Source organism: Stenotrophomonas sp. YJH_SMC_130 (genome assembly GCF_059369035.1).
The window spans coordinates 96939-120553 of record NZ_JCAFSH010000003.1 but is presented as its reverse complement, the minus strand read 5'-3'; the positions used below and the strand labels follow the sequence as shown (position 1 = coordinate 120553).

Annotated in this window: 32 protein-coding genes and 1 tRNA gene; 11 read left to right on the top strand and 22 right to left on the bottom strand. The window is 67.4% G+C overall.

The window, feature by feature from the left end; genetic code table 11:
• Positions 1–7: 7 nt before the first annotated feature.
• Positions 8–1138, bottom strand: coding sequence for a LysM peptidoglycan-binding domain-containing protein (locus tag AC5P5V_RS06910; RefSeq protein WP_072167258.1), 1131 nt, complete (start codon positions 1136–1138; stop codon positions 8–10).
• Between the two features lie 126 nt (positions 1139–1264).
• On the opposite strand from AC5P5V_RS06910, the gene def reads away from it, so the two are divergent.
• From def to AC5P5V_RS06885, 5 genes are all read left to right on the top strand, one after another.
• Entirely contained in the window at positions 1265–1777 is a 513-nt protein-coding gene (gene def, locus AC5P5V_RS06905) for a peptide deformylase (RefSeq protein ID WP_005419619.1), read from the top strand.
• A gap of 120 nt (positions 1778–1897) precedes the next feature.
• Positions 1898–2821, top strand: coding sequence for a methionyl-tRNA formyltransferase (gene fmt, locus AC5P5V_RS06900; protein ID WP_231352337.1), 924 nt, complete (start codon positions 1898–1900; stop codon positions 2819–2821).
• 3 nt (positions 2822–2824) lie between these two features.
• Complete coding sequence (rsmB, locus tag AC5P5V_RS06895) at positions 2825–4156, top strand: 16S rRNA (cytosine(967)-C(5))-methyltransferase RsmB (RefSeq protein ID WP_061478129.1); 1332 nt, start codon at positions 2825–2827, stop codon at positions 4154–4156.
• 22 nt (positions 4157–4178) lie between these two features.
• Positions 4179–5888: an ArnT family glycosyltransferase gene (locus AC5P5V_RS06890; protein WP_134969198.1), complete on the top strand. Its 1710-nt coding sequence runs from the start codon at positions 4179–4181 to the stop codon at positions 5886–5888.
• A gap of 152 nt (positions 5889–6040) precedes the next feature.
• Positions 6041–7297 carry an O-antigen ligase family protein gene (locus AC5P5V_RS06885; RefSeq protein ID WP_061478127.1) on the top strand — a complete coding sequence of 419 codons (1257 nt, stop codon included), beginning with the start codon at positions 6041–6043 and terminating at the stop codon, positions 7295–7297.
• Positions 7298–7327: 30 nt separating this feature from the next.
• Here the strand turns inward: AC5P5V_RS06885 and AC5P5V_RS06880 are convergent, their stop codons facing one another.
• Complete coding sequence (locus AC5P5V_RS06880; RefSeq protein WP_061478126.1) at positions 7328–8134, bottom strand: glycosyltransferase family 2 protein; 807 nt, start codon at positions 8132–8134, stop codon at positions 7328–7330.
• Between AC5P5V_RS06880 and AC5P5V_RS06875 the strand changes: the two genes are divergently transcribed.
• Positions 8133–9191, top strand: coding sequence for a CDP-glycerol glycerophosphotransferase family protein (locus tag AC5P5V_RS06875; protein WP_061478125.1), 1059 nt, complete (start codon positions 8133–8135; stop codon positions 9189–9191). The two genes, AC5P5V_RS06880 and AC5P5V_RS06875, sit on opposite strands and share 2 nt — an antisense overlap.
• Positions 9192–9281: 90 nt before the next feature.
• On the opposite strand, the gene AC5P5V_RS06870 is transcribed toward AC5P5V_RS06875, so the two are convergent.
• From AC5P5V_RS06870 to AC5P5V_RS06855, 4 genes are all read right to left on the bottom strand, one after another.
• Entirely contained in the window at positions 9282–10820 is a 1539-nt protein-coding gene (locus AC5P5V_RS06870; protein WP_134969197.1) for a PH domain-containing protein, read from the bottom strand.
• Positions 10817–11317 carry a PH domain-containing protein gene (locus AC5P5V_RS06865; RefSeq protein WP_005419594.1) on the bottom strand — a complete coding sequence of 167 codons (501 nt, stop codon included), beginning with the start codon at positions 11315–11317 and terminating at the stop codon, positions 10817–10819. The genes AC5P5V_RS06870 and AC5P5V_RS06865 overlap by 4 nt, the downstream gene beginning before the upstream one ends.
• A 72-nt stretch (positions 11318–11389) precedes the next feature.
• Positions 11390–12526: a GTP cyclohydrolase II RibA gene (gene ribA, locus AC5P5V_RS06860; protein ID WP_065196859.1), complete on the bottom strand. Its 1137-nt coding sequence runs from the start codon at positions 12524–12526 to the stop codon at positions 11390–11392.
• Positions 12527–12613: 87 nt separating this feature from the next.
• Entirely contained in the window at positions 12614–13534 is a 921-nt protein-coding gene (locus tag AC5P5V_RS06855; protein ID WP_134968290.1) for a lauroyl acyltransferase, read from the bottom strand.
• A gap of 61 nt (positions 13535–13595) precedes the next feature.
• On the opposite strand from AC5P5V_RS06855, the gene dtd reads away from it, so the two are divergent.
• From dtd to AC5P5V_RS06835, 4 genes are all read left to right on the top strand, one after another.
• Positions 13596–14036 (top strand): D-aminoacyl-tRNA deacylase, encoded by a 441-nt coding sequence (dtd, locus tag AC5P5V_RS06850; RefSeq protein ID WP_005419588.1) that lies wholly within the window; start codon positions 13596–13598, stop codon positions 14034–14036.
• A 90-nt stretch (positions 14037–14126) separates the two neighbouring features.
• A complete protein-coding gene (rpoD, locus tag AC5P5V_RS06845; RefSeq protein ID WP_005419586.1) occupies positions 14127–15980 on the top strand; it encodes an RNA polymerase sigma factor RpoD in 1854 nt (617 codons plus the stop codon).
• Between the two features lie 265 nt (positions 15981–16245).
• On the top strand, positions 16246–16557 hold the full coding sequence (locus AC5P5V_RS06840) for a hypothetical protein (RefSeq protein ID WP_134968291.1): 312 nt from the start codon (positions 16246–16248) through the stop codon (positions 16555–16557).
• A 40-nt stretch (positions 16558–16597) separates the two neighbouring features.
• Positions 16598–16673, top strand: a tRNA-Ile gene (locus AC5P5V_RS06835).
• Between the two features lie 77 nt (positions 16674–16750).
• Here AC5P5V_RS06835 and AC5P5V_RS06830 read toward each other — a convergent pair.
• The 8 genes from AC5P5V_RS06830 to AC5P5V_RS06795 form a co-directional block, all read right to left on the bottom strand.
• A complete protein-coding gene (locus AC5P5V_RS06830; RefSeq protein ID WP_135966546.1) occupies positions 16751–17005 on the bottom strand; it encodes a helix-turn-helix transcriptional regulator in 255 nt (84 codons plus the stop codon).
• The gene (locus tag AC5P5V_RS06825; protein WP_495215857.1) at positions 16992–17402 is read right to left on the bottom strand and encodes a hypothetical protein; all 411 of its coding nucleotides are present in this window, start codon (positions 17400–17402) and stop codon (positions 16992–16994) included. The genes AC5P5V_RS06830 and AC5P5V_RS06825 overlap by 14 nt, the downstream gene beginning before the upstream one ends.
• Positions 17399–17971 carry a hypothetical protein gene (locus AC5P5V_RS06820; RefSeq protein ID WP_235643183.1) on the bottom strand — a complete coding sequence of 191 codons (573 nt, stop codon included), beginning with the start codon at positions 17969–17971 and terminating at the stop codon, positions 17399–17401. The genes AC5P5V_RS06825 and AC5P5V_RS06820 overlap by 4 nt, the downstream gene beginning before the upstream one ends.
• Positions 17968–18216 (bottom strand): hypothetical protein, encoded by a 249-nt coding sequence (locus AC5P5V_RS06815; protein ID WP_495215856.1) that lies wholly within the window; start codon positions 18214–18216, stop codon positions 17968–17970. Before AC5P5V_RS06815 ends, AC5P5V_RS06820 begins: the two co-directional genes overlap by 4 nt.
• A gap of 74 nt (positions 18217–18290) precedes the next feature.
• The gene (locus tag AC5P5V_RS06810; protein ID WP_134968295.1) at positions 18291–19481 is read right to left on the bottom strand and encodes a DNA-methyltransferase; all 1191 of its coding nucleotides are present in this window, start codon (positions 19479–19481) and stop codon (positions 18291–18293) included.
• Entirely contained in the window at positions 19478–19684 is a 207-nt protein-coding gene (locus tag AC5P5V_RS06805; RefSeq protein ID WP_134968296.1) for a hypothetical protein, read from the bottom strand. The genes AC5P5V_RS06810 and AC5P5V_RS06805 overlap by 4 nt, the downstream gene beginning before the upstream one ends.
• Positions 19677–20138 carry a class I SAM-dependent methyltransferase gene (locus tag AC5P5V_RS06800; protein ID WP_235643181.1) on the bottom strand — a complete coding sequence of 154 codons (462 nt, stop codon included), beginning with the start codon at positions 20136–20138 and terminating at the stop codon, positions 19677–19679. The genes AC5P5V_RS06805 and AC5P5V_RS06800 overlap by 8 nt, the downstream gene beginning before the upstream one ends.
• Positions 20139–20178: 40 nt before the next feature.
• Entirely contained in the window at positions 20179–20889 is a 711-nt protein-coding gene (locus AC5P5V_RS06795) for a hypothetical protein (protein ID WP_134968297.1), read from the bottom strand.
• Between AC5P5V_RS06795 and AC5P5V_RS06790 the strand changes: the two genes are divergently transcribed.
• Entirely contained in the window at positions 20888–21124 is a 237-nt protein-coding gene (locus tag AC5P5V_RS06790) for a hypothetical protein (protein WP_134968298.1), read from the top strand. The two genes, AC5P5V_RS06795 and AC5P5V_RS06790, sit on opposite strands and share 2 nt — an antisense overlap.
• A gap of 4 nt (positions 21125–21128) precedes the next feature.
• Here AC5P5V_RS06790 and AC5P5V_RS06785 read toward each other — a convergent pair whose 3' ends face one another.
• From AC5P5V_RS06785 to AC5P5V_RS06750, 8 genes are read right to left on the bottom strand one after another with little or no spacing between them, the layout of a single operon-like run.
• On the bottom strand, positions 21129–21581 hold the full coding sequence (locus AC5P5V_RS06785) for a hypothetical protein (RefSeq protein WP_134968299.1): 453 nt from the start codon (positions 21579–21581) through the stop codon (positions 21129–21131).
• A gap of 10 nt (positions 21582–21591) precedes the next feature.
• Positions 21592–21837 carry a hypothetical protein gene (locus tag AC5P5V_RS06780; RefSeq protein ID WP_134968300.1) on the bottom strand — a complete coding sequence of 82 codons (246 nt, stop codon included), beginning with the start codon at positions 21835–21837 and terminating at the stop codon, positions 21592–21594.
• Positions 21818–22042, bottom strand: a complete 225-nt coding sequence (locus AC5P5V_RS06775) for a hypothetical protein (RefSeq protein ID WP_495215855.1) — start codon at positions 22040–22042, stop codon at positions 21818–21820. The genes AC5P5V_RS06780 and AC5P5V_RS06775 overlap by 20 nt, the downstream gene beginning before the upstream one ends.
• A 15-nt stretch (positions 22043–22057) precedes the next feature.
• A complete protein-coding gene (locus AC5P5V_RS06770) occupies positions 22058–22303 on the bottom strand; it encodes a hypothetical protein (protein ID WP_495215854.1) in 246 nt (81 codons plus the stop codon).
• A complete protein-coding gene (locus AC5P5V_RS06765) occupies positions 22303–22497 on the bottom strand; it encodes a hypothetical protein (protein WP_049461230.1) in 195 nt (64 codons plus the stop codon). Before AC5P5V_RS06765 ends, AC5P5V_RS06770 begins: the two co-directional genes overlap by 1 nt.
• Entirely contained in the window at positions 22494–22718 is a 225-nt protein-coding gene (locus AC5P5V_RS06760; RefSeq protein WP_495215853.1) for a hypothetical protein, read from the bottom strand. Before AC5P5V_RS06760 ends, AC5P5V_RS06765 begins: the two co-directional genes overlap by 4 nt.
• Positions 22715–22999, bottom strand: coding sequence for a helix-turn-helix domain-containing protein (locus AC5P5V_RS06755; RefSeq protein ID WP_087786480.1), 285 nt, complete (start codon positions 22997–22999; stop codon positions 22715–22717). Before AC5P5V_RS06755 ends, AC5P5V_RS06760 begins: the two co-directional genes overlap by 4 nt.
• Positions 22996–23511 carry a hypothetical protein gene (locus AC5P5V_RS06750; protein WP_495215852.1) on the bottom strand — a complete coding sequence of 172 codons (516 nt, stop codon included), beginning with the start codon at positions 23509–23511 and terminating at the stop codon, positions 22996–22998. Before AC5P5V_RS06750 ends, AC5P5V_RS06755 begins: the two co-directional genes overlap by 4 nt.
• Positions 23512–23615 lie beyond the last annotated feature (104 nt).

Sequence of the window (23615 nt, the reverse complement as noted above, 5' to 3'; positions counted from 1 at the left end):
GCAACGGTTACTTTGCGTCCGGGTGCAGCGCGTTGTAACCCACCTGCACCGGCTTCACGCCCTGCATCACCAGCGCGTAGCTGACGTTGTCGAAGGTACGGAACACCATCGCGTGCGCGGCATACTCGTCCGGCAACGAGACCCGGCCCGCGCCGGTGCTGAGCGAGTCGTCCATGCGCGAGGAGCCCGGGTACTTCATGCGGTGCGCCACATGGCGGCCCGGGCGCCACAGCGAGAACACGGTACCGTTGTCCACGCCCTGGGCACGGCCGGCCGAGATCGCGATCACGTCGCGCGGGCCACCGGCATTGAACATGTCGGTGACGGCCAGCACGCGCACGTCCACACCCTCGACACCGGCAGCGGGTACATGAGGGATGAACTGCAGGTCGTACGGCTTGGCTTCGACCGGCACCAGGCGGTCACCGGCGCGCACTTCGCGGCCGCCGTCGTTCTTGTCCAGCACCAGCGTGGAGGCCTCGACCTTGCCGCCGGCAATCTGGGTGATGGTGCCGGTAGCGACCTGGGCCAGCTCGTAGCCGAGCACGCCACGGCGGGCGTTGGGCGCGTTGTAGGCCTTCCACAGGTTGCCGCTGCCCGGGGTCACGTCGCCATTGGCGGTCAGGTCTTCGGTCGGCTTGGGCTGGGCGTACCGCACGGTCGGGCGTACCACGGCCCAGCGCTGGCCCACCTGGGCATCGGCCAGGCGCACATAGACGGTGTCACCGCCGGACACGCGCAGGCGGCTGTCCTCCAGGCCGACCACGTAGGGCAGCTGCTTGATGCTGTCGACAACGCTCAGCTGCTTCAGGAACGGCTCGACCTGGGCCAGCGGAATGGCGTCGATCGGGGCCTCCTGGCGCGGGCCGGCCTGGGATACGGTCACCCGGTCCAGGTAGGCCAGGCTCAGCACGTCACCTGGATAGATCAGGTGCGGGTTGGCGATCTGCGGATTGGCTTGCCAGATTTCCGGCCACAGCCAAGGCTTCTGCAGGAAACGTGCGGCGATATCCCACAACGTATCCCCTTTTCGGACCACATAGGTGTCCGGGTGCCCGCCATTCACTTCCACGGCGGTAGCATAGGCAGCCACGGTCAGCATCGCCGCGGCGACGACCGTACGAAAACGAAGCAACATAGGTGTGAAGCCCTGATTCCCCAACAGGTCCGCGCACTATAGTCCAGAAACCGGGGCGCAAGGCAAGCGTTGGAGCTAGAATCTGCGACGTATGCCGGCGTGCCGGCCCCCTATCCGGAAACAGCCATGGCCCTTCTCCCCATTCTCGAGTTCCCCGATCCGCGCCTGCGTACCAAGGCTGCGTTGATCGACGCCGCCGAAGTCACCACGCCGGCCTTCCAGGAACTGATCGACAACATGTTCCAGACCATGTACGACGCCCCGGGCATCGGCCTGGCGGCCACCCAGGTGGACGTGCACAAGCGCTTCATGGTCATCGATGTCAGCGAAGAAAAGAATGAACCGCATGTGTTCATCAACCCGGAAATCGTCGCCAGGGACGGGGGCCGGGTGTACCAGGAGGGCTGCCTGTCGGTCCCGGGCATCTTCGCCGACGTCACCCGCGCCGACACCATCACCGTGAAGTACCTGGACCGCAACGGCCAGGAACAGCAGCTGGAGGCCGGTGAAGTGCTGGCCACCTGCATCCAGCATGAGATGGACCACCTGGACGGCAAGCTGTTCATTGACTACCTGTCGCCGCTCAAGCGCGAGATGGTCCGCAAGAAGCTGGCCAAGCAGCGCAAGCACGTGGCGTGATCGCCCATCCGGGCCGCCCTTCGGGTGGCCCGTGCCTGCGCGACGCGCGCGGGCTGCACGGCGCCGGCCGACGGCGCCGTTTTCTTTCCTGCACGAATCCATCCTGCAAGTGGGGTAGCCATGAGGATTGTCTTTGCCGGTACGCCGGAATTCGCGGTGTCGTCGCTGCGCGCCGCGGCGCGCCACCACGAGGTCGTGGCCGTCTATACCCAGCCTGACCGGCCGGCCGGCCGTGGCCGTGGCCTGGCACCGTCGCCGGTCAAGCTCGAGGCCGTGGCCCGTGGCATTCCGGTCTACCAGCCCGAATCACTGAAGGACGAGGCTGCCCAGCAGCAGCTGCGCGACCTGCAGCCGGACCTGATGGTGGTGGTGGCCTACGGCCTGATCCTGCCCAAGGCGGTACTGGCGATCCCGACCCACGGCTGCTGGAACGTGCATGCCTCTCTGCTGCCGCGCTGGCGCGGTGCTGCGCCGATCCAGCGCGCGATCCAGGCCGGTGACGCAAAGACCGGTGTGTGCCTGATGCAGATGGAAGCGGGCCTGGATACCGGCCCGGTGCTGCTGCACCAGGAACTGCCGATCGCTGCCACCGATACCGGAGGCCAGCTGCATGACAAGCTGGCCGAGCTGGGTGCACAGGTCCTGTCCGACGGCCTGGGCCTGCTGCGGGCCGGCATCAAGCCGATCGCGCGGCCGCAGCCGGAGCAGGGCGTGACCTATGCGCACAAGCTGGACAAGGCCGAAGCCCGTCTGGACTGGGCGCAGCGCGCCGATGTGCTGGCGCGTACCGTGCGTGCCTTCAATCCGTGGCCGATCGCCGAAGCGACGCTGGCTGGCGAACGCGTGCGCATCCATGGCGCGGTGGCGCTGGATGCGGCCCACGGCCAAGCGCCGGGCACGGTGCTGGCGGCCAGCCGCGATGGCATCGACATCGCCTGTGGGCAGGGTGCACTGCGCTTGCGTACGCTGCAGCGCGAAGGCGGCAAGGCGATCACCGCCGCCGACTACCTCAACGCCCGCCGTGATCTGCGCGTGGGAGCATAAGCGGTGTCGAAGCAGAACGATTTCTCCGTGGCCAAGGCGGCGCCGGGCGCGGCCACGCGCATGCTGGCCGCGCGTGTGCTGGCACAGGTGTTCACCCGTGGCCGTTCATTGAAGGCCGAACTGGCCTGGGCGCTGCCGAAGCTGGCCGACAGCCGCGATCGTGCCCTGCTGGAAGCGCTGTGCTTTGCGGTCCTGCGTCGCCGCAGTACCTATGACGCTGCCTTGCAGTCGTGGATGCAGAAGCCGCTGTCGGCGCGCGACGCCGACCTGCGCACCCTGTTGATGGTGGGCTTCGCCCAGCTGGACGTGCTGGAACTGCCGGCGCATGCGGCGCTGTCGGCCACGGTCGATGCCGCGCGTGCGCTGGGCCGTGAGCGCCAGGCCGGCCTGGTCAATGCGATCCTGCGCCGCGCGCAGCGCGAAGGTTTCCCGGAGCAGCCGGCGCGCGATGCCTTCCCGGAATGGCTGGCCGATGCGGTGGAACGCGATTGGCCGGCACAGGCCGAGGCGATCTTCAGCGCCAGCCTGCAACCGGCACCGTTGTGGCTGCGTGCCAACCGCCAGCACGGTGGCCGTGACAAGGCACTGGCGGCACTGGCCGAGGCGGGCATTGCCGCCGAACCCAGCGCGCTCTGCGCCGATGCATTGCGCCTGGCAGCCCCCGTTGCGGTGAACCAGCTGCCGGGTTTTGCCGACGGTGCACTGTCGGTGCAGGACCTGTCGGCGCAATGCGCAGCCGACGCGCTGGCGCCCGCGACCGGCGCCCGCGTGCTGGACGCCTGTGCGGCGCCCGGTGGCAAGTCGGCGCACCTGCTGGAACGTGACCCCAGTCTGCGCCTGCTGGCGCTCGATATCGATGCGCGTCGCCTCGCGCGCGCCCGCGATACCTACACCCGCACCGGTGTGGGTGAGGGCGCGCAGACCCGGGTGGCCGATGCCAGCGATCCCGGGGCCTGGTGGGACGGCACGCCGTTCGACGCCATCCTGCTCGATGCCCCGTGCTCGGCCACCGGCGTGATCCGCCGCCAGCCGGACGTGATGTTCCACCGCCGCGCCGAGGACATCGATGCGCTGGTCGGCGTGCAGGCCCGCCTGCTGGAGGCCTGCTGGTCGATGCTGCGCCCGGGAGGCGTGCTGCTGTACGCCACCTGTTCGATCCTGCGCGCCGAGAACGTCGATCAGGTGCGAGCCTTCCTGAAGTGGCATCCGGACGCAGCGGCACAGCCTCTGGATGACACATTCGGCCTCGATTGCGAGGGGATTGCGCGCCAGCGCCTGCCGGGTGACAACGATGCTGACGGTTTCTTTTACGCGCGTCTGCTAAAAACAGCCTGACCCCGCTGACGTTCCGAGTCCCATGCTGAAATCCCGCGCGTCGCGCGAGACGTGGTTGTTCGTGGTGATGGCCCTGCTGGTGCTGGGGGCCGGGCTGGGCCTTCGTGATCCGTGGCCGTCGGACGAACCGCGCTTTGCGCTGGTGGCCAAGCAGATGTTCGACAGCGGGCAGTGGCTGTTCCCGCATCGCGGCACCGAGCTGTACTCGGACAAGCCGCCGATGCTGATGTGGTGGCAGGCCACGCTGTACAGCCTGGTCGGGCAGTGGCGCGTGGCCTTCCTGCTGCCGTCGCTGCTGGCGGCCCTGGGCACGCTGTGGTGCGTGGTCGACCTGGGGCGGCGCCTGTGGACGCGGCGGGTGGGGCTGTACGCCGGCTGGGCGCTGCTGTTCGCGCTGCAGTTCACCTTCCAGGCGAAGAAGGCGCAGATCGACCCACTGCTGCTGCTGTTCATCACCCTGGCCAACTACGGCCTGCTGCGCCACCTTCTGCTGGGACCCAGCTGGCGCTGGTGGTGGCTGGGCTGGTTCTTTGCTGGCATCGGCGTGATCACCAAGGGCGTGGGGATGCTGGCGCTGCTGATGCTCGTGCCTGCGGCGATCGCCGCGGCGCTGCAGTGGCCACGGGTGGGACTGCATGCGCGCGATGCGCGCTTCTGGCTGGCGCCGCTGGCCTTCCTGCTGGCGGTGTCGTTGTGGCTGGCGCCGATGCTGCTGGCCGGCTTTGCCACCGGCTCGGACGAGTACCGGGCCTACATGGACGACATCCTGTTCCAGCAGACGGCGCGGCGCTACGCCCATTCCTGGGACCATCACCAGCCCGCCTGGTACTTCCTGGCGACGATGCCGCTGATGTGGATTCCGGCGTTCCTGGCCCTGCCCTGGGCGATTCCGGCGTGGCGCCGCCGGCTGCGCCGCCGCGACCCGCGCTACCTGCTGCCGCTGGCCTGGTGGCTGATGGTGGTGCTGTTCTTCTCGATTCCCGCCGGCAAGCGCGATGTGTACATCCTGCCGGCGCTGCCGATGTTCTGCCTGGTGCTGGCGCCGCTGTTGCCTGGATTGCTGAGGCGGCGCGATGTGCAGGCCGTGGTGGGGGTGTTCACCGGCCTGCTGTCACTGGGCCTGGCCCTGGCCGGTGCGATGGCGGTGCTGGGCGACCCGGCCTTCGAGCTGCGCCTGACCCACAGCCGCGGGCTGGGGCCCGGCGCTGTCGACGCACTGGCCTGGACGATCCTGGCGATGGGCGTGTGGGGCGGATTGAGCCTGCTGGCCTGCGGCGGTCGCCGGCATCTGGCGCTGGTGTCGACCCTGGCGATGGTCTGGGTGCTGTACAGCCTGGTCGGCTATCCGCTGCTGAACGATTCCAGTTCCGCCCGCGGCCTGATGCGCACGGTTGGTGACCGTCTGGGACCGGATGCCGAATTGGGGCTGGTGGCCTGGAAGGAGCAGCATCTGCTGTTGGCCGACCGCCCCGCAGCGACCTTCGGTTTCGAGACGGATTGGGACGAGCAGCTGTTTGCGGCCACGCGCTGGCAGCGGCTGGCGCCCGGACGCCGCTGGTTGCTGGTGCACGAATACGCGATGCTGTCGTGCGTCGACCGCAACCGTTCTGAACTGGCCGGCGTGGCCAACCGGCGGCGCTGGTGGCTGGTGCCGGCAGCAGCGGTGAAGGTGCCCTGCGTGGTCACTGCAGAGGAGCGCGAACGTGAACGGCGTTTGCAGGAACATGACTAGCCACCACGATTCCGGCTTGTCCAGTCTGCCCAAGCAGGCCCAAAGGCAGTAAAACAGCAGGCTGGGACGGCCTGCGTTGGCCCGTCCCGTTCTTCCCTCAGATTGCAGCGATACTTCCCGACGTGCCAGCTTCACCGGACAACCTGAACCCCTTGGCCGGAAACCCGCTGGGCGTTCCCGCCGGTGGGCGCCATGGGGTCGCGCATGCGCTCGCCCAGCTGGGCCTGTTCTGCCTGCCGGCACTGGTGCTGACCGTGCCGATCAACCTGCTGCCGTATGGCCTGCTGCTGCTGCTCAGCACGCTGCTGGCGCCGGAGCTGCTGTGGCGCGCGCGCGGCATGGCCGGTCAGCCGGTGAAAGTGCTGGCCTGGCTGATGCTGGCGGTGCTGGCGCTCGGCGTACTGTCGGTGGTGTTGTTCGAGCAGGGCCTGCGTGACGTCGACAACCGCTCGCGATTCGTGGTGATCCCGTGGATCGCGCTCTGGGTCTGCGCGCTGCGTCCCAACCTGCGGTGGCTCTGGTACGGATCATTGACCGGCCTGCTCGCCACCTTCGCGATGTCGCTGTGGCAGGTGCTGGGTGGCGCCCCGCGCGCAGAGTTGTTCACCAACGCCATCGTGCTGGCCGACATCGTGATGGTGTTGATGGTGCTGCTGGTGTTCTGTCGCCCGTCGCGGCGCTGGTCGCTGGTGATCCTCGGCATGGCCGCCGGCTGCGGCACCATCGTGCTGACCGGCAGCCGCGGCGTGTTTGCCGCCCTGCTGGCACTGCTGGTGGTGCTGGCGCTGAGCCTGCGCTGGCGCACCGGCGCGGCGCGCCTGTCGGTGCTGGCCGGCATGTTGGCGATCGGTGCGACCCTGCTGCTGTCGGTACCGGAGCTGCGTCACCAGGTGCGCCTGAGCGAGCTTCACAGTGACGTGCAGCGGATGGAACTGGGTGACAGTGATTCTTCTGCCGGTGCCCGCGTGGAACGCCTGCAGGTGGCCTGGGAGACCTTCCTCGATCACCCGCTGGTGGGCGTTGGCATCGGTCATTTCGACAGCGCGATGCTGCGCGTGCCGGTCTGCCGTGAGAATCCGGAAGAGATGCGTTGCCACCTGGGGCATGCGCACAACGATGTTGCCGAATGGGCAGCGACCCAGGGCGTACCGGGCCTGCTGCTGTTGCTGGCGGTGTATGGCATCCCGCTAGGGGTGTTCGTGCGGCTTCATCGCCGCAGCGGACGGACGACCTTCCGGGGGCCGGCCGCAGCCGGCATCATGCTGGTGATCACCTATGCGCTGTGCGGCCTGACCCAGTCGATGTTCGCGCACCAGATGACGGCCAGTTTCTACGTGACCCTGGTCGGCCTGCTGACCGGCCTGTCGATCGTCGAAGGCGCGCGCCACCGGGCAGTCACCGGGGCGTGATGCATCGGCGCGCCGGGCAGGGCCCGGCGATCAGGGGTTCGGCGGGTCGGCTACGGCCTGGCCGTTGCCCAGCATCCACAGCATGATGGTCTTCTGCCGCACGTAGTTGGCGCGTACGTAGGCGTAGACCAGGCCATGCCAGCCGTCGCGGAAGCCGCCACGGAACACGAAGCCGCGCCAGAACCGCCAGGCCGGTGCCAGCACCAGCTTGCCCAGGGTGGCCCGCTTGCCGCGCGCGAACTCGTGCTCGGCCATCATCCGCGCGTACTTCTCGGTCTTGGCCAGCTGCTGCTGCAAGGAGCGGTAGGGGTAGTGGACCAGGTCGCCGCGCAGGGTACCGACACTGCCATCGACGCTGGCGGCCTCATGGATCTCGCGCTTGCCGCGCCAGCCGCCACGGCGGCGGTCGAACAGGCGCATCACCCGGTCCGGGTAGGCATTGCCATGGCGCAGGAACTTGCCGAAGTACTCCGACAGGCGTGCGAAGCGATAGCCGGCATGGCCAGCGAAGCCACCGTCGCGGGCCTGTTCGATGGCCTCACGCAGTTCCGGGCTGATCCGCTCATCGGCGTCCAGGCACAGCACCCAGTCGTGGCCGGCCTGCTCGACGCAGTACGCCTTCTGGCTGCGGAAGCCGTCGAACGGGCGCTGCAGCACGCGGGCGCCTGCGGCCTCGGCGATGGCCACGGTGGCATCGGTGGAGTAGGAGTCCACGACGACGATCTCATCGCAGAAGGCCAGCGAGGCCAGGCAGTCGCCGATGCGGCCGGCCTCGTTGAACGCGATAATGCAGGCCGAGATGCGAGGCCGTTCGATGGGAGCGGTCGTGGAGGACATGATGGCCGGGTACCTGTTGTTTGCGACGGAGCGCTATGCGCTGCCTATTCTCGCCCCGTTGGCGCAGGCCTTGCACGTCTCCGGGCAGGAGGTGGCGGCCTGGTTCGAGGGCGGCGCGGCCGGCAGCCAGCTGCCGGGCGTGCCCAACATCGGCCTCAAGCAGGCGCTGGCAATGCGGCCGCGGGCGGTGTTCAGCGCCGCCAACTGGGTGCCGACCTTCCTTTCGGGAGCCAAGGTGCAGCTGTTCCATGGCTTCAACGTGGAGAAGCGGGACAGTGCGCGCGGCCACTTCCGGGTGCGCGGCATGTTCGACCTGTACTGCACGCAGGGGCCGGCCACCACCGGGCCGTTTCGTGAGATCGCGGCCCTGCAGGGCCACTTCGCGGTGGCCGAGACCGGCTGGCCGAAGCTGGATCCGCTGTTCCGCGACGATGGTGGCGAGAGCGCCGCGCTGCGCGCCGCCGCTGGAGGACGCCCGGTGATCCTGTTCGGTTCGACCTTCACCGAACGCCTGAGCGCAGCCCCGCACCTGCATGCGCAGATTGCTGCCGACATCGCAGAGGGCAACCGCTACTGGCTGCTGACCCTGCACCCGAAGTGCCCACCGGAATTGTTCGAACGCTACCGCGCGCTGGCCGGTGCCAATGCGCGCTTCATCGAGCCTGAGCAGGTGATGGCTGCACAGCGCGCTGCCGATGTGCTGGTGTCCGATACGTCCTCGATCGTTTCGGAGTTCATCGTCCAGCACAAGCCGGTGGTCACCTTCCGCAACCGGGTGCCCAAGCCGCACATGATCGACTTCGATGACCCGGTGCAGCTGCCTGCGATGCTGCAGCGCGCGCTGCATCCCGACGCCGCGCTGCAGGCGGAGATCGTGCGCTACGCCGACGCCATCCATCCGTACCGCGATGGCCTGTCCAGCGAACGGGTGATTGCGGCTACCGAGGATTTCCTGTCCGGCGAGATGGGCGTGCTGCGGCGCAAGCCGTTCGGCAGCTGGGTGCGCGACCTGCAGATCCGCAAGGACCTGGGGTATTGGGGGCCGTCGCAGCGGTAAGCCGAGCGTGGGCTCGGCTCAAAGTAGATCCACGCCATGCGTGGATGCGCGACCCCGGCCGCGGTAGTGCCGGCCAGCGGCCGGCACTGCCTACCAGCGCAGCTTGCGCCGCGCCAGCGCGGCCGCCAGTTGATCCATCACCTGTTGCGCCTGCGCCTGCGGCAGGTAGTGCAGGATCAATGCCACATCGCCATGCGCGCCGGCGGTATCCAGCTGCAGGCTGCTGGTGCCCAGCAGCTTGTCCAGTGGCGAGCGCAGCAGGCGCAGGCCCTGCACCTTGTCCAGCTCGGCCCAGCGCCACCAGCGCTTCCACCAGCCGCCGCGCACGGCGACGTAGTGGTCATCCAGATACCAGCCCATGCGCGCCATCTGCCGGTGGGCCACCAGCAGCGCCAGCGGCAGCCAGGCCAGCACGATCAGGCCCCATGATCCCCAGCGCCAGTACGCGGCGGCGGCCAGCAGGGGAACCAGCAGCAGCGCGCCCAGGCACAGCCGCCACCAGCCACGCTGCGGAATGGACTGCCATTGCGCCGGTGGCCACTGCAGTTGAGGCAACAGGTGCTGCACCAGCTGCTCGCAGCGCATTGCCGGGGCCAGCGGTGCCAGCTCGCGCAGAGCGCGGTCCTGGTCCCGCGAAGGGCCGCCGGCGGCACTGTCGACGCGCAGCTGGCGCAGGCCGAACCAGCGATGCAGGGTGGTCTCGTACAGCGTCCAGGCCTGGATGCGGCGACGCGCGACACTGCTGCGGGTTCGGCTGACCAGGCCAGCCGAGACGGTCAGCCGGCGATCCTGCTCGCTGAGAGTGAAGCCGTGATAGCGCAGCAGGGTCAGCACCACCGACAACGCACGCAGCGCCATCCAGCCCAGCAGCAGGGCTGCGGCCAGCAGCAGGAAGGCGCCGGCCACGCCGGGATGCAGGTGGCTTGCGTAGCCGAAGGCCTCCCTGCCACCACGCTGGATGGCCGCGTCCATCACCGGCCGCGGCACGGTCTGGAACAGCACGCCGAAGGCGGCGATCGCCAGTGCCCATCCGCGGTTGGAGAGCAGGCCCATGCGCACCACGTCCCAGCTCGACAGGCGCAGCAGCACCTGTTCGGTGTCGGCCCCGGTGATCGAGGGAGTGGCAACGGCGCCGGCGGGCTGCGGTGCCTGCCCACGCTGGCGCACCAGCCGTTCCAGCGCCAGCGCCTGGTCCAGCCTCAGTACCCGCATCTCGGCTTCCGGCCGCACGCCGCCGGCCGATTCCAGGCGCAGCTCGGCCACACCGAACAGCCGGTGCAACGGGTTCTGCCGCACTTCCACGTTGTGGATGCGGGCGAACGGGATCTCGCGGCGGTTGCGCGCCAGCAGCCCGCTGCGCACGGTGATGGCATCGCTGCCGATGCGGTAGCGGTAGCTGAGGTACTGCAGCACCGAGACCAGCACCAGTGCCGCGATCGCCGACAGTGGAATCAACTGCGCCCACATCGGGTCGCGCTCGCCACGCTGGCCGAACACCAGCAGCGCGACCAGCGGCAGGAAGTAGTGTCGCAGCTGCATCAGCAGCACGAACAACCACGACCACGGGTGCAGGCGATGGTCCTCGCCACCGGCAGGCAGCGATGCGGGCAGGGGCGGCGGCAGGCTCACAGGGCGTCGGCGTCCTGGTCGAGCTGGTGCGAGAGGGTGTCGCGCAGGCGCTCGGCGTCGGCTTCATCCAGGCCGTTGACGGTGACCGCGCTCATGCGGGTACCGGCAGTGTGCACGATCAGCGTGGCCAGGCCGGCGCGTCGCTCCAACGGGCCCCGGCGCAGGTCCAGGTGCTGTACGCGCGAAATGGGAATCCGGGTTTCCAGCTGCCACATCAGGTCGCGGCGCAGGCCCAGGCCCTGGTCATCCAGGCGCCAGCGGGTGCGGGTCAGTCGCCGGCGGCCGAGCCAGGCGCCGAAGAGGATGCCGATCAGCAGCCCCAGGGCGGCAGTCCACAGGCCGCCGGGCAGATCGAAGAACCAGGCAGCTGCGGCCAGTGGCAGACCCGGCACGAACAGTCCGCCGAAGGCGCCTTCCAGTGCGGCCAGGCGGGCGGCACGTTGCGGTAGCGATTGCCAGGCTTCGGTGGTCGGGGCGATGGGGGCGACGTCGGTCACGCGGGCTCCGTCAGGTGGCAGGGCGAGCGGCGGCGGTGGCCGCACCGCGCAGACGGTAGCAGGTCGGCTGTGTTACTGGGCAGCCTGGATCAGCGCATCGACATCCAGCAGGTGGCCAGCACGATCGGCCTTGGTGCGCAGGTAGTGTTCGTTTTCGGCGGTGATCTCGCCGGTGACCGGAATGCAGTCCAGCACCTCGATGCCGGCATTGCGCAGGCGCTGTGCCTTGGTCGGGTTGTTGCTGAGCAGAGCCACGCGCGAAATGCCCAGGCCATGCAGCATCGCCACCGCACTGCCGTAGCGGCGTTCGTCGGCACCGAAGCCCAGCTGTGCATCGGCGTCGATGGTGTCCAGGCCGTCGTGCTGGTAGCCGTAGGCGCGCATCTTGGCGGCGATGCCGGTGCCGCGGCCTTCCTGGTCCAGGTACAGCAGCACGCCACCGCCCAGTTCCTTCAGCTTGCGCAGCCCGCGCCGCAGCTGGTCGCCGCAGTCGCACTTGAGCGAGCCGAACAGGTCGCCGGTCAGGCACGAGGAGTGCACGCGTACCGGTACCACCGACGACAGGTCCGGTTCGCCGACGATGATCGCGACCTGGTCGCGCTGGGCCACGCCGCCGCGGAACACCGCGAAGGTGGTCATGCCGACGTCGCGCAGCGGTACCGGCGAACGCGCCACCAGTTCGTAGTCGTGGGCCGCATGTGCTGCGCCTTCGGCCAGGTCGCACAGGGCCACCTCGGCGGCACCGTCGAACGTGTGGTCATCCACGTCCAGGCGCACCGCGACCATTGCCGGCAGCAGCAGGCCCAGGCGGGCCAGCTCCACCGCGCCGGCATCGAAGGCGTCGCCGGCCGCCCAGCCGTCGGGCATGGGGCCGGGCTCGCGCAGGTAACCCAGCGAGGGCAGGGTATCGAAGGCAATGCCGGCCAGCGGCAGGCGCGCGCCTTCCGGTGCTTCCACGCCGAGCACGCGGGCGCGGGTCGCGGTCAGGAACAGGTAGTGGCGCTCGCGCGCGGCAGCGGCGAACGTGGCAAAGCTGCTGGCAGTGGCGCTGTCCAGTGCAATCACCGCCAGGCGCTGGCCCTGGCCATCGTGGAGCAGTACCGGGCGACCGGCACGCAGTTCGGCCACCGCGCGTTCGCAGCGGATCGCGGCGGGGTCGCCGAACAGGGAAGAGGCAGCAGGCATGGCAGGACCGGGGGAGGCGGACATCGCAGTCTCTATGGGGGCGACGGCGTCGTATTCAACGTGGTGCGGCCGCCGGTCGCAGGGGCCGGACGGGCCCGCGTGATGCGACCGTCAGTGTGGATGCTCTTCGGTCGCGTACGGGTCTTCCTCGCCGCTGCCTGGTGGCCGCAGCGTATAGCGCTTGTAGGTCCACTGGTACTGCGTCGGGTCGCGGCGGGCGATGCGCTCGATGCCGGCGTTGAGCGCGGTGGCCGCCACCTGCGGGTCCGGGTCGGCCACGGCGGGGTCGGTCGGCTCGATGTGCAGGGCGAATTCCATGTGCGGCCCGATGCGCTCGCACCAGCCATACAGCACGGTGGCGCCGGTGCGCTCGGCCAGCCGGTTGACCAGGGTCATGGTCAGTGCCTGCACGCCGAAGAACGGCACGAACACGCCGTCGCCGGCCTTGGGTTGCTGGTCGGGCAGGATGCCGGTGGCACCGCCGTCCTTGAGCACCTTGAACAGCTGGCGCACGGCGGGGCCCTCGGCGCGCACCTGCTGCACGTTCTGGCCGCCCCGCACCAGCTGCAGGAAGGCGTCGCTGGCCTCGTCCTCCGGTGGCTTGTAGACGATGGCGATGTGCCCGCGCGAGGCCAGCCACTGGTTCAGCAGCTCCCAGTTGCCGAAGTGGGGTGCGGCCACGATCACGCCCTTCCCGCCGGCCAGCGCCGCGTCGTACAGGGCTTCGCCGTGGCGCTGCTTCAGGTGCAGGCGCAGGTTGTCGGCCGGCCTCTGGCTCCACAGCCGCAGCGTCTCGATGGCCTGCAGGGCGGTGGAGCGCAGCAGCTCGCGGTGCAGGCGGTCGCGCGCCGGACCGTCCAGTTCCGGGTAAGCCAGTTCCAGGTTGCGCCGGGTGACGCGGCTCTCGCGAGCGTTGAGACGGACCCACGTCCACGCCAGGGCATGCGCGAACCCCCGCAGCACTGGCCAGGGCAGGCGGGCGAACAGAGTGGTGGCGCGGTAGACCAGCCGGGCTTTGCGTTGCGGATTCATCGGCGCCAGTTTAGCCAAGGGCGCTGCTATCGTGGCCGGCCCTGTTCATTGGAAGCCCACGATGCTCGTCCTGATCCAGCGCGTCAGCCAGGCCGCCGTCCATGTCGACCAGGAAGTGGTGGGGCAGATCGGCCCCGGCCTGCTGGCCCTGGTCGGCATGGAACCGGGCGATACCGAGGCCCAGTTGCGACGGATGGCCGAGCGCCTGCTGGGCTACCGGGTATTCGCCGACGAGGCCGGGAAGATGAACCGGTCGCTGCGCGACACCGGCGGCGGCCTGCTGCTGGTCAGCCAGTTCACCCTGGCCGCCGATACCCGTTCGGGCATGCGCCCCAGTTTCACGACCGCCGCACCGCCGGACGAGGCTGAACGCGGGTTCAATCGATTTGTCGAGATCTGTCGTGAAAATCACGCGCCCGGGGTGGAAACGGGCCGATTTGGTGCCCATATGGTCGTCAGCCTGGTCAATGACGGTCCCGTGACCTTCCTTCTCAGGCCCTGAGCCTGCGGGACCACCGCCCGGCAGGCGGGGCCCCGGGCTGGTATAATGCTACGTTCCCTATTTCTCCCTAGCCGGTGGCGCGAGCACTACATGGCCAACGAACGTCCTGCCCAATCCGAAATCAAGCAACTGATCAGCAAGGGCCTGGAACAGGGCTACCTGACCTACGCCGAAGTCAATGACCATCTGCCGGACGACATGGTCGACCCGGAACAGATCGAAGACATCATCGGCATGATCAACGGCATGGGCATTGATGTCCATGAAGTTGCGCCGGATGTGGAAACCCTGCTTCTCAACGATGGCAACACCGGCAACCGCGAAGTCGATGACACCGCGGCTGAAGAAGCTGCCGCCGCGCTGAGCGCGCTCGACACCGAAGGTGGCCGTACCACCGACCCGGTGCGCATGTACATGCGCGAAATGGGCACCGTCGAGCTGCTGACCCGCGAAGGCGAAATCGCCATCGCCAAGCGCATCGAGGAAGGCCTTTCGCAGGTCCAGGCGGCCCTGGGCCAGTTCCCGGTTTCGGTCGAGTCGCTGCTGAACGACTACGAAGCCCACAAGGAAGGCAAGAAGCGCCTGGCCGAAGTGATCGTCGGCTTCAACGACCTGGTCGACGAAGAGCCGGCACCGCCGGCGGTCGTTGCCGATGACAGCGCCGATGCGGACGCCGAAGGCGACGAGGACGAGGACGACGATGTCGACGGTGGCGATGAAGAAGCCGCACCGACCGGTCCGGATCCGGAGGAAGTCGCCGCGCGCATGCAGGCACTGAGCGATGCCTTCAACGCTTTCAAGAAGGCCGCGACCAAGGGCGACAAGAAGAACCTGCCGCGCCTGCGCGAAGAGATGTCGGCGGTGTTCGTCACCCTGAAGCTGCCGCTGCCGCTGACCGACGTGCTGACCAAGCAGTTGCGCGACACCATGGCCGACATCAAGTCGCATGAGCGCCGTGTGCTGAACCTGGCCACCGTCACCGCGCGCATGCCGCGCAAGGACTTCATCCGTTCCTGGGAAGGCAACCAGACCAACCTGGAGTGGGTGGAAGACGCACTGAAGCGCAAGCAGAAGTGGTCGTCGGCCCTGCGCGAAGTGAAGGACCAGATCATCGCCGAACAGCAGGCGACGATCGACATCGAGAAGCTGACCCAGCTGGACCTGGAAGAGCTGAAGGAAATCAGCCGTGCCATGGCCTACGGTGAAGCCAAGGCACGCAAGGCCAAGAAGGAAATGGTCGAGGCCAACCTGCGCCTGGTGATCTCGATTGCCAAGAAGTACACCAACCGTGGCCTGCAGTTCCTCGACCTGATCCAGGAAGGCAACATCGGCCTGATGAAGGCCGTGGACAAGTTCGAGTACCGCCGCGGCTACAAGTTCTCGACCTACGCCACCTGGTGGATCCGCCAGGCGATCACCCGCTCGATCGCCGACCAGGCGCGCACCATCCGAATTCCGGTGCACATGATCGAGACGATCAACAAGTTGAACCGCATTTCCCGCCAGATGCTCCAGCAGTACGGCCGCGAGGCTACGCCGGAGGAGCTGGCCAAGGAAATGGACATGCCGGAAGACAAGATCCGCAAGGTGATGAAGATCGCCAAGGAGCCGATCTCGATGGAAACCCCGATCGGCGACGACGAGGATTCCCATCTGGGCGACTTCATCGAGGACACCAACGTGGAGTCCCCGATCGAGAACACCACCAACATCAACTTGTCTGAAACCGTTCGCGACGTGCTGGCCGGCCTCACCCCGAGGGAAGCCAAGGTGCTGCGCATGCGCTTCGGCATTGACATGAACACCGACCACACGCTGGAAGAGGTCGGCAAGCAGTTCGACGTGACCCGCGAGCGCATCCGCCAGATCGAAGCGAAGGCCCTGCGCAAGCTGCGTCACCCGAGCCGTTCGGAGCAGCTGCGCAGCTTCCTGGATATCGATTGATAGCCAGCGGCTGTTGAAGCGTTGAGAGAGACCCCGCCTGGTGCGGGGTTTTTCTTTGGTCGTTCCCGGCCATGCCGCTCGGATCCTGCCGATGTCGCGTCTGCCATTTGATTACTTCCTGCGGTGGCCGCACGCTGACCGTGCAGATGCTCAACACATCGCGTAGGCAGGCCGGTCTCCATCGGCGCTGATGCAAGCGCGCAGCAGGTCACGTACATCACATGCGGCCTGCGGCACTGATTTGCCATGCATCCGGAGTAACGCCATGAATGATGTGGAGCACGATCTGTCTGATTCCCGGCAGACTGATTTTTCGTCGCTGCTTGATTGGGATGAGGTGATGCAGGATGAGCGTGAGGATCGGCTGGGGTTTGCCCGCCGCACGACGTATGCGTTGCTGACGCTGTCTGGTGCGGAACTGGTCGAGGGCTTTGACGGCGGCAACCAGAAGGCACTGGAAGAGGCCAGGAGGACGGTGGCGCTGTTCCAGGCACATCTGCGGCGGCAGATGTGGTTTGCGGACGTGGCGGAGAAGCGGTTGGGGCGTGTTGGTGAGGCTCTTGCAGCTGCCGGGTAGCCGATCGAGCGTGGCCTCCACTACACTGTGGCGCTGCGCAGGGCCTATAGCTCAACGGTTAGAGCAGGGGACTCATAATCCCTTGGTTCCAGGTTCGAATCCTGGTGGGCCCACCATCGAATCAGGCACTTAGGATCATCCGCAGTGCCTTCTTCGTCAAGCCAGTGCCGCGCGGTGACCGCTCGGTGACCGTTTACGCTCCGCTGCTGTCGCAGTTGGCCGCTGGCCGCCCCACATCGTCGGGCGTCCACTGCGGGGCGCTCCTGCGTGCGCGGATCCAACGCTGGATGTCGCTCTGGTACCAGCGAGTGCCGCCGCCGACCTTGTGCCTGGGCGGGAAAGTGCCCTTCTCCATCTCGCGGTAGATGTAGCTCTTCTTCATCCCGGTCTGAGCTTCGACCTGCTCGAGCTTCAGCAGGACTTCGGGGATGTTCTCAGCTGCGCCCATCTCGGGCCTCCGTTACTTCAGTGGTGGGCGCCAACAGGAGCGCAGTGTGCGAATCCGCCCGCGCCGTGGACACAAGGTTTGCGATCTGTGTCAGGTCCATGGTGGGGTCATCGAAAAGCGCGAGGCCGATCTGGGCCGTCAGCCGCTGGGTCGCCGTCTCCGCCAGCGGCGCCTGCGTGTCGATGGTGGCGAGGGCGTATGCGCGCCAGGCGTCGCACGCGGCCCGCAGCTGCGGCTCACCGGCAAAGGTGAAGGTCAATGCGCGGCCGCCGCCGCTGGCGGGGCGCGTGCTGGTCAGGGCGGTTTCGAGAGCTGCTGCAACCGCTATGGCCGCGCGCTGCTGGTGGATCAGTGGTGACCGCTCGCCCGCAGCGGCCTTGATGTGCTCAACGGTCAATGTGATTTCTCCTTCGTATGCTCTTCGATTGACTTACGCATCTGCGCAATTCGGAAACCCCACTCGTCCCTTTCCCGCTTGCCTTCACGCTTCAACGCTCGCTCCAGGCGGTCGAGCAGCGGGAGAACCCAGGACGGATTGAACGGCTGGGGTTTCAGCGCGATGGGCGTCGGCGGCTTGGGTGGGTTGCAGTACGGATCGGCCCAATCGAAGGGGTCGTTACAGACGGTGCAGTGCGTTCGATCCGCCGACCAGATGTGATCCCGATCTTTGCCGGCCCTGCGGACCTCGTGGAGCAGCGGCTGGGTGTAAAGAGCCCGGACCTGTTCGCCAGCTGCAAGGGCTCGGTACCACTGCCTTTCATCGATCTGATACCAGAACGATCCGCCCCATTGCTCGAGCCTGACGGCTCGCTGCTGACCGAACAGACGCATCAGCGTGGTGGCCCATCGATTCACCTGATCGGCCGGCACTGCATGACCGGCGCGGCCTGCTGCTCGCATCTCGCGCACGGCGTCACTCGCAGTCTGCGGCGGTGCTGTGCTGATGGTCGAAGCATCCCCGCTCATGCTCCGCCCTCGAGCAGCATCTTGGGATCGATGTGCCACCCTGCTTCGCGAGCAGCACGCAGCCGTAGCTCGTTCGCATCGAACTCGTCCAGCTGCAGCGTTGTGATCGTGCCCTCAACCTGATGCGGCTGCAGGGGGCGGGACGTCCGGCCGAATGCGCGCCAAACGCTGAACACCTGGCAGCCCCAGGCGGGCGCAAGGCAGGCAAGCTGCTTGCCATGCTCCCGGCAGTGGCGGCGGATCATGTCGCGCGCCGTTACGTGCGCGGGCGCTGGGCCGCGAAGAGCAGCGCGGATAGATGCGGCGTTGCGTCCTGGGCTCATGCGACGTCTCCAAATGAAAGGCCAGGCTGTGCGACCCGGATGCGCGCCTCGGCGATTGCGGCATAGGCGGGGTCCAGCTCGATGCCGATGAACTGGAAGCCCTCGAGAACGGCAGCTTTGCCGGTGCTGCCGCTACCCATGAACGGGTCCAGCACCATGCCGCCGGCAGGAGTGACAAGCCGGCACAGGTAGCGCATGAGGTCAGTCGGCTTCACTGTGGGGTGGTGGTTGCCGTTCCGCGCCGGCCAGTTGGCAGTCTCGCGGTCGCGCATCGTTGCACCAGCCGATACTGCTGGCACCGGGCCAGAATCGAGGCCGTCGTTGCGGTCTTCACGCGTTGCCTTAGCGCAGTAGAAGAACCGGGCAGCGCTGCCGCTATCCAAACGGCGTGCACCAGGACGCATCTTGAAGCCCACCGCTCCATCGTTGACGCTGTTCGAACTCGCTTCGCCGCCTCGCGGGAGGGGCCCGCCGTCGTACACGACCGAGAATCGGGCGCTTTCCCCATCATCACTCAGGTCCGCTTTCTGTCCCGGCGCTGCAGGGAATGCCGCGAGTACTTCCTCGCTGCCATCGTGGATCAGGTTGGCAGGCCAGCGACCCAGCGCTTCCGCCTTCGCTACGTTGGTGTTGCAACGGTCAGCATGTGCGGCTTTTGCCTGCTCGTCCTCCATCCATGGCCGGTGCCAACCATCGGAAGCAATCTTCGGCGCGGCCGATTGGTCGCCGCCGCCGAGCTTGTCCATCGTCTCGATCCGGCAAGAGTCGATGTTGAGCCCACCGGTGCCATGCTGATGCCAGTTGGCTGCCACCGTACCTATAAGAGGCTTGCGGGCGACCGTGATCGGTTCGAGCGCTGGCTTCAGAGCGGTACCGCCCCAAGCACCATTGTGCGACTTCGGGAAACCGCTGCCGTAGACCCACGCGATCATGTCGCGGATCTCGAAGCCAGCATCCTCGATTCGCACTGCCATACGGTGTTGCGTGCGGGTTCCGGCGAAAGCCAGCAGGTGGCCGCCAGGCTTCAACACGCGCAGGCACTCGGCCCAAATCTCGGTGCTGGGTACGTCGTAATCCCAGCGCTTGCCCATGAACGACAGGCCGTAGGGCGGATCGGTCACGATGGCGTCGACCGAGCCGGCGGCCATTCCGCGCATCACTTCCAGGCAGTCTCCGATGTGGATCATGCGAACAGGTCCAGTTGGGCCGGCAGTGCCGGTGCGCGTGGCGATGCCGGCAGTGGTGCGGGAGCGGTCGCGCGCATGCGCGCGCGCTGTGCAGCGTTGAAGGCGAACCAGAAGCCGAGGCCGTGTCGGCGTGCCCGGCATTCGGTCAGCAGCACGCGGGCTGTGTGTTTGGCCTGAGCAGCGGTGAGCAGCTGGTCAGCCATGGGCGGGATCCTTCATGAAGCAGATCCAGTGCGTGCCGGCGCGCTTGCCGGACGGATGCCCGAAGAGCGGGCGAGCATCGGTGAGCGCCAGCACGTCGCGCGTGGCCACCTGCACCTCTGACCATTTGAATATCAGCACGCCCTCGGGGCGCAGGACGCGGAAGCACTCGGCGAACCCGGCGCGGAGGTCCGCGCGCCAGTCCTTGCTCAGCTTCCCGTACTTCGCCGCCAGCCAGCTGTCCTTGCCTGCGCGCACCAGGTGCGGTGGATCGAACACCACCAGCGGGAACGATCCGTCTGCGAAGGGCAGGGCGCGGAAGTCCAGCAGGCAGTCCGGATGGATGGACAGGACGCGCGTGCCGTCGGCGCGATGCGTGCGGTCGATCACCGTGATGGTTTCGTGCCGCTGGTCGCCGAACAGGCCGCGCTGGTCGCTGGGGTCGAACCACATCATGCGGCTACCGCAGCAGGGATCGAGGACGGCTGGCAGAGCGTCAGCCATTGCCCACCGCCTGGCTGTCGACCTTGGCAAGTGCGTCGGCAAACTGCTGCCTCATCGCGCGGCCACTGGCGGCCACTTCCTCTCGGGAATAGCCATCAACTGAGGCGCAGATGGTCGCCAGCCCCTCTGCTGCCCGCAGGGCCTCACGCACCGCACCCAGGTCCACGGCCTGAGCGGGCGGGGTCGCCGGCTGGCGTACCAACGGGATGCTGTAGGCCGCGTCGATCTTGCGGATGCCTTCCTCGGTTTCCCCTTCCTTCAAGGCGGTCTTGTTGCTGTCGGAAATCACCATGTGCGCGTAGTTGTCGGCGCAATGCTGCCATCCGACGATCTGCCCCACCGGCTGGCGGGCGGCGAGGGCTTCTATTGCGACTTCGAGCGCCTCATATACGTCACACCAGCGAGGCCGCAGTCCTTTCCTTGGGCTGCTGCGCAGATAGGTGAGGTACTGACGAAGAAAAGTTTCAGCCTTTTCGCTTCGGCTATCCCCCTGCCCACCCGGGGAGGGCTGGGCGGAGAGGGCGGCTTGCCAAACCTGCCATGCCGTACCAGCGGACAAGGCAATGAGCGGATTCCCACTTAGGAATGCCTCAAACCGCGCACGCTCGGCCTGATCGGGGAGCCTCACCCTCCCACCGGGCTGCCCGTCCGCCAGGGAAGCGCGTACGATGGTTCCATTCGTCAGAATCGGACGCTTAGCCATGCCTTTCACCCGATTGGTTTCCGGATGGCATCTGGACATCGACTCCCAGTACATCGCAGAGGGCCAACCGCTGCCGTTCTGGCGCGCGGAAGTTGAGGTCTGGCGCGAGGGTGATGACGCGCCTGCGTTCCGTGATCACACGATGGCGCACCACGCAAGCCAGGATGAGGCCGAGAGAATCGCCGAAGGCCTGGGGGCTGACTACGCGCGAGCTCATCCGTTGGACCTGGACTGAGTGATCAGCCACAGCGCACCTCCGTAGTACCCATCAGCACAACTTCACGCACAGCGGCGTCGGTCATTAGGCGCGCGCGATCGGCCATATCGCTGAACACCTGCAGTAGGTGGTGTTGCGCGCAGATCGGAAGCGTGGTCAAAACTGGGCCGCTGCGGCGGCGAACCTCGTCCTGGCACTGGCTCAGAAGATCAGCCAGCACCGGCTCGCGCGCTGCGGCGGCCTCACCATTCAGGGCAATGTCCAGCTGGCGCACCAGGTAGGCCTGCGCATCCTGCTCGAGCGAGAGCATGGCGTCATGGCTGATCAGTGGCGCTGCGGCGGCGAGGCCCGCGCGGATGGCCTCGGCGTAGCCCTTTTGGGCGCCATGGGTTGCGTAGGCAGCGCGGAACGCTTCAATCGCGCTATCGGGGATCGGAGTTGAAGGTTTGGCGTCGCTGGGCTGAGGCGGTTTCATTCGGGAGATCTCAGGCTGCGGTGGTGGCCGGCTTCTCGGCCATGGCTGCCAAGCGCTCAAGGCGTTCGGCTTCGGCGATGTAGTAGTCGTGACGGTCCTGTCGGACCTTCGCGGAGAAAAACGGATCGGTCAGTGCCTGCTCGGCGGCGGCGCGGTTGGCCTTGGCCAGGCGGGCTGGGTCGTGGTCAAAGATGTCGAGCTGGTTGCGGAGGTCCATCCCGGGCGGCCCTTCGACGTCATGCGATTGCGCGGCCATGCACGACCCAGAACAGGTCTTTCAGCTCCTGCGGAAGTTCGGTCATGGCGCGAGCCGCTAGATAGGCGCGCTCTACAACCAGCTCCGCAACAGGCGCATCGGCAGGGGCAGTGGGCAGCACACTGAGACCGCGAACCCTGCACTCCTCCAAGAGGTCTTGGTCATCGAAATCGTCAAGGTCGACGTCGATAGTGATGGTCGGCATACGAAGCTTCTCCAGTCAGTTGATGTGTACACGGGGCCAGAGAGCCGGCATCTGCCGTTGCCACGCTGCGTAGCCCACCCGTGTGCCGTTCTTGATCGAGCGCTGCAGGATCTGGCCGAACTGCACGCGGAGCGAGAACCAGCGGCACGGATGGGCAGCAACTGCTGCCGCGTACCGCTGCAGCCTCTCTTCAGGCGTCGGCGTGGCCGTGCTGACGATCACCGCGTCCAGGCCGCCGCCGATCGGATGCAGGCCGTCCATCAGCGCACCAACCTGTGCAGGTTCGGCGCGACGCGCTGGCGCTGCTCCTCCGCCTCGCGCTGACGCTGCGCGCTCGCCTGGTGCGTGCAATACACGCGGTAGGGATGGCGGCGGGGGCGCTTCGCGCGCTCCAGGGCCGCGCGCTGGTCCGGCGTCAGGTCAGGGGCAGGGAGCTTGATCGCAGGAGCCCTCATGCGGCACCGCCTTGTGCCCGCAACATGCGGCGAAGGTTCCTGCGCACGTCGGCGATGGCTCGACCGGCACTGGCGCGACGTTCCAGCACTGCGCGCGCGGCAACGTCAGCGGCTGCGGCGACCAGGTTCGGGGCGAAGCCCATACCAGTGGCGGCCGTAGCGGCTGCCTTGGCGGCGACGGCCGCGCGCTGTGCGAGGGGGTAGGTGATGGTGGCGATCATGCTGCACCGGCCTGACTGATCGTGTAGCCACGGCTGCGGGTGGCATTGATGCGGTAGCCGTGCTGGGCCAGCTTCTGGCGCAGGCGGCAGATGGTCACCTCGACGGTGTTCGATTTACGGCCGGCACCGCCATACAGGCTCTCTTCCAGCGCGGAGCGGCTGATCGGGGTGTCACCTGCATTGATGATCAGCTGCAGCACCTTTGATTCGGTGGGGCTCAGGGGCAGGCGCTGTGCGCCGATCATCGCGGCGCGCGGTTCAGTACGGAGGCCGGTGATCACGGCGCCACCTCCACGAAGGCCAGTTCGTGCATGACGCACTGCGCCCGGGCCAGCACCGGGGAGGTGCTCGGCTCTTTGCCGTCTGCGGTCGACAGGGGAACAACCGCATTGGCCCGGACGCATGCCGCCGGGGAAATCTCATAGGAGCCGCTCAGGACGGCATCGGCCGCGTCGAGGGAAAGCTGCCAGCGCGCCGGCTCGAAGTTTTGCGTCAGCGCCGCAGTGACGCCTGCCGCACAGTCGGGCACCCGGTCTGCATCGCGGAAGGCGTTGAGGGTCGTGTTGGCGACGGTGGCACGCAGTGCCCAATCGTCCCCGGCGGCCAGCTCATACACAGCCAGGGCGGCGCAGATGCGGGGGCTGGTGATCACGAGGCCGTCTGGCGCGTCGCCGGTAGCCGCGGCGGGTGCATCGACGGGGGTGGCCCAGGCAACCACGCCCAGGGCGATGAAGCACGCCAAGGCGGCCAGGCCGACGCAGGCGGTGCGCTTGGTGCTGAGGGTCAGGGGCATTGCTAGGTCTCCGTTCCGGCGGCTGCCGATGACGGAACAATAGCGCTGCTATCTAACCATGACAATAGCGATGCTGTTTACGAAGCGAATTTGTCGCAATGAAT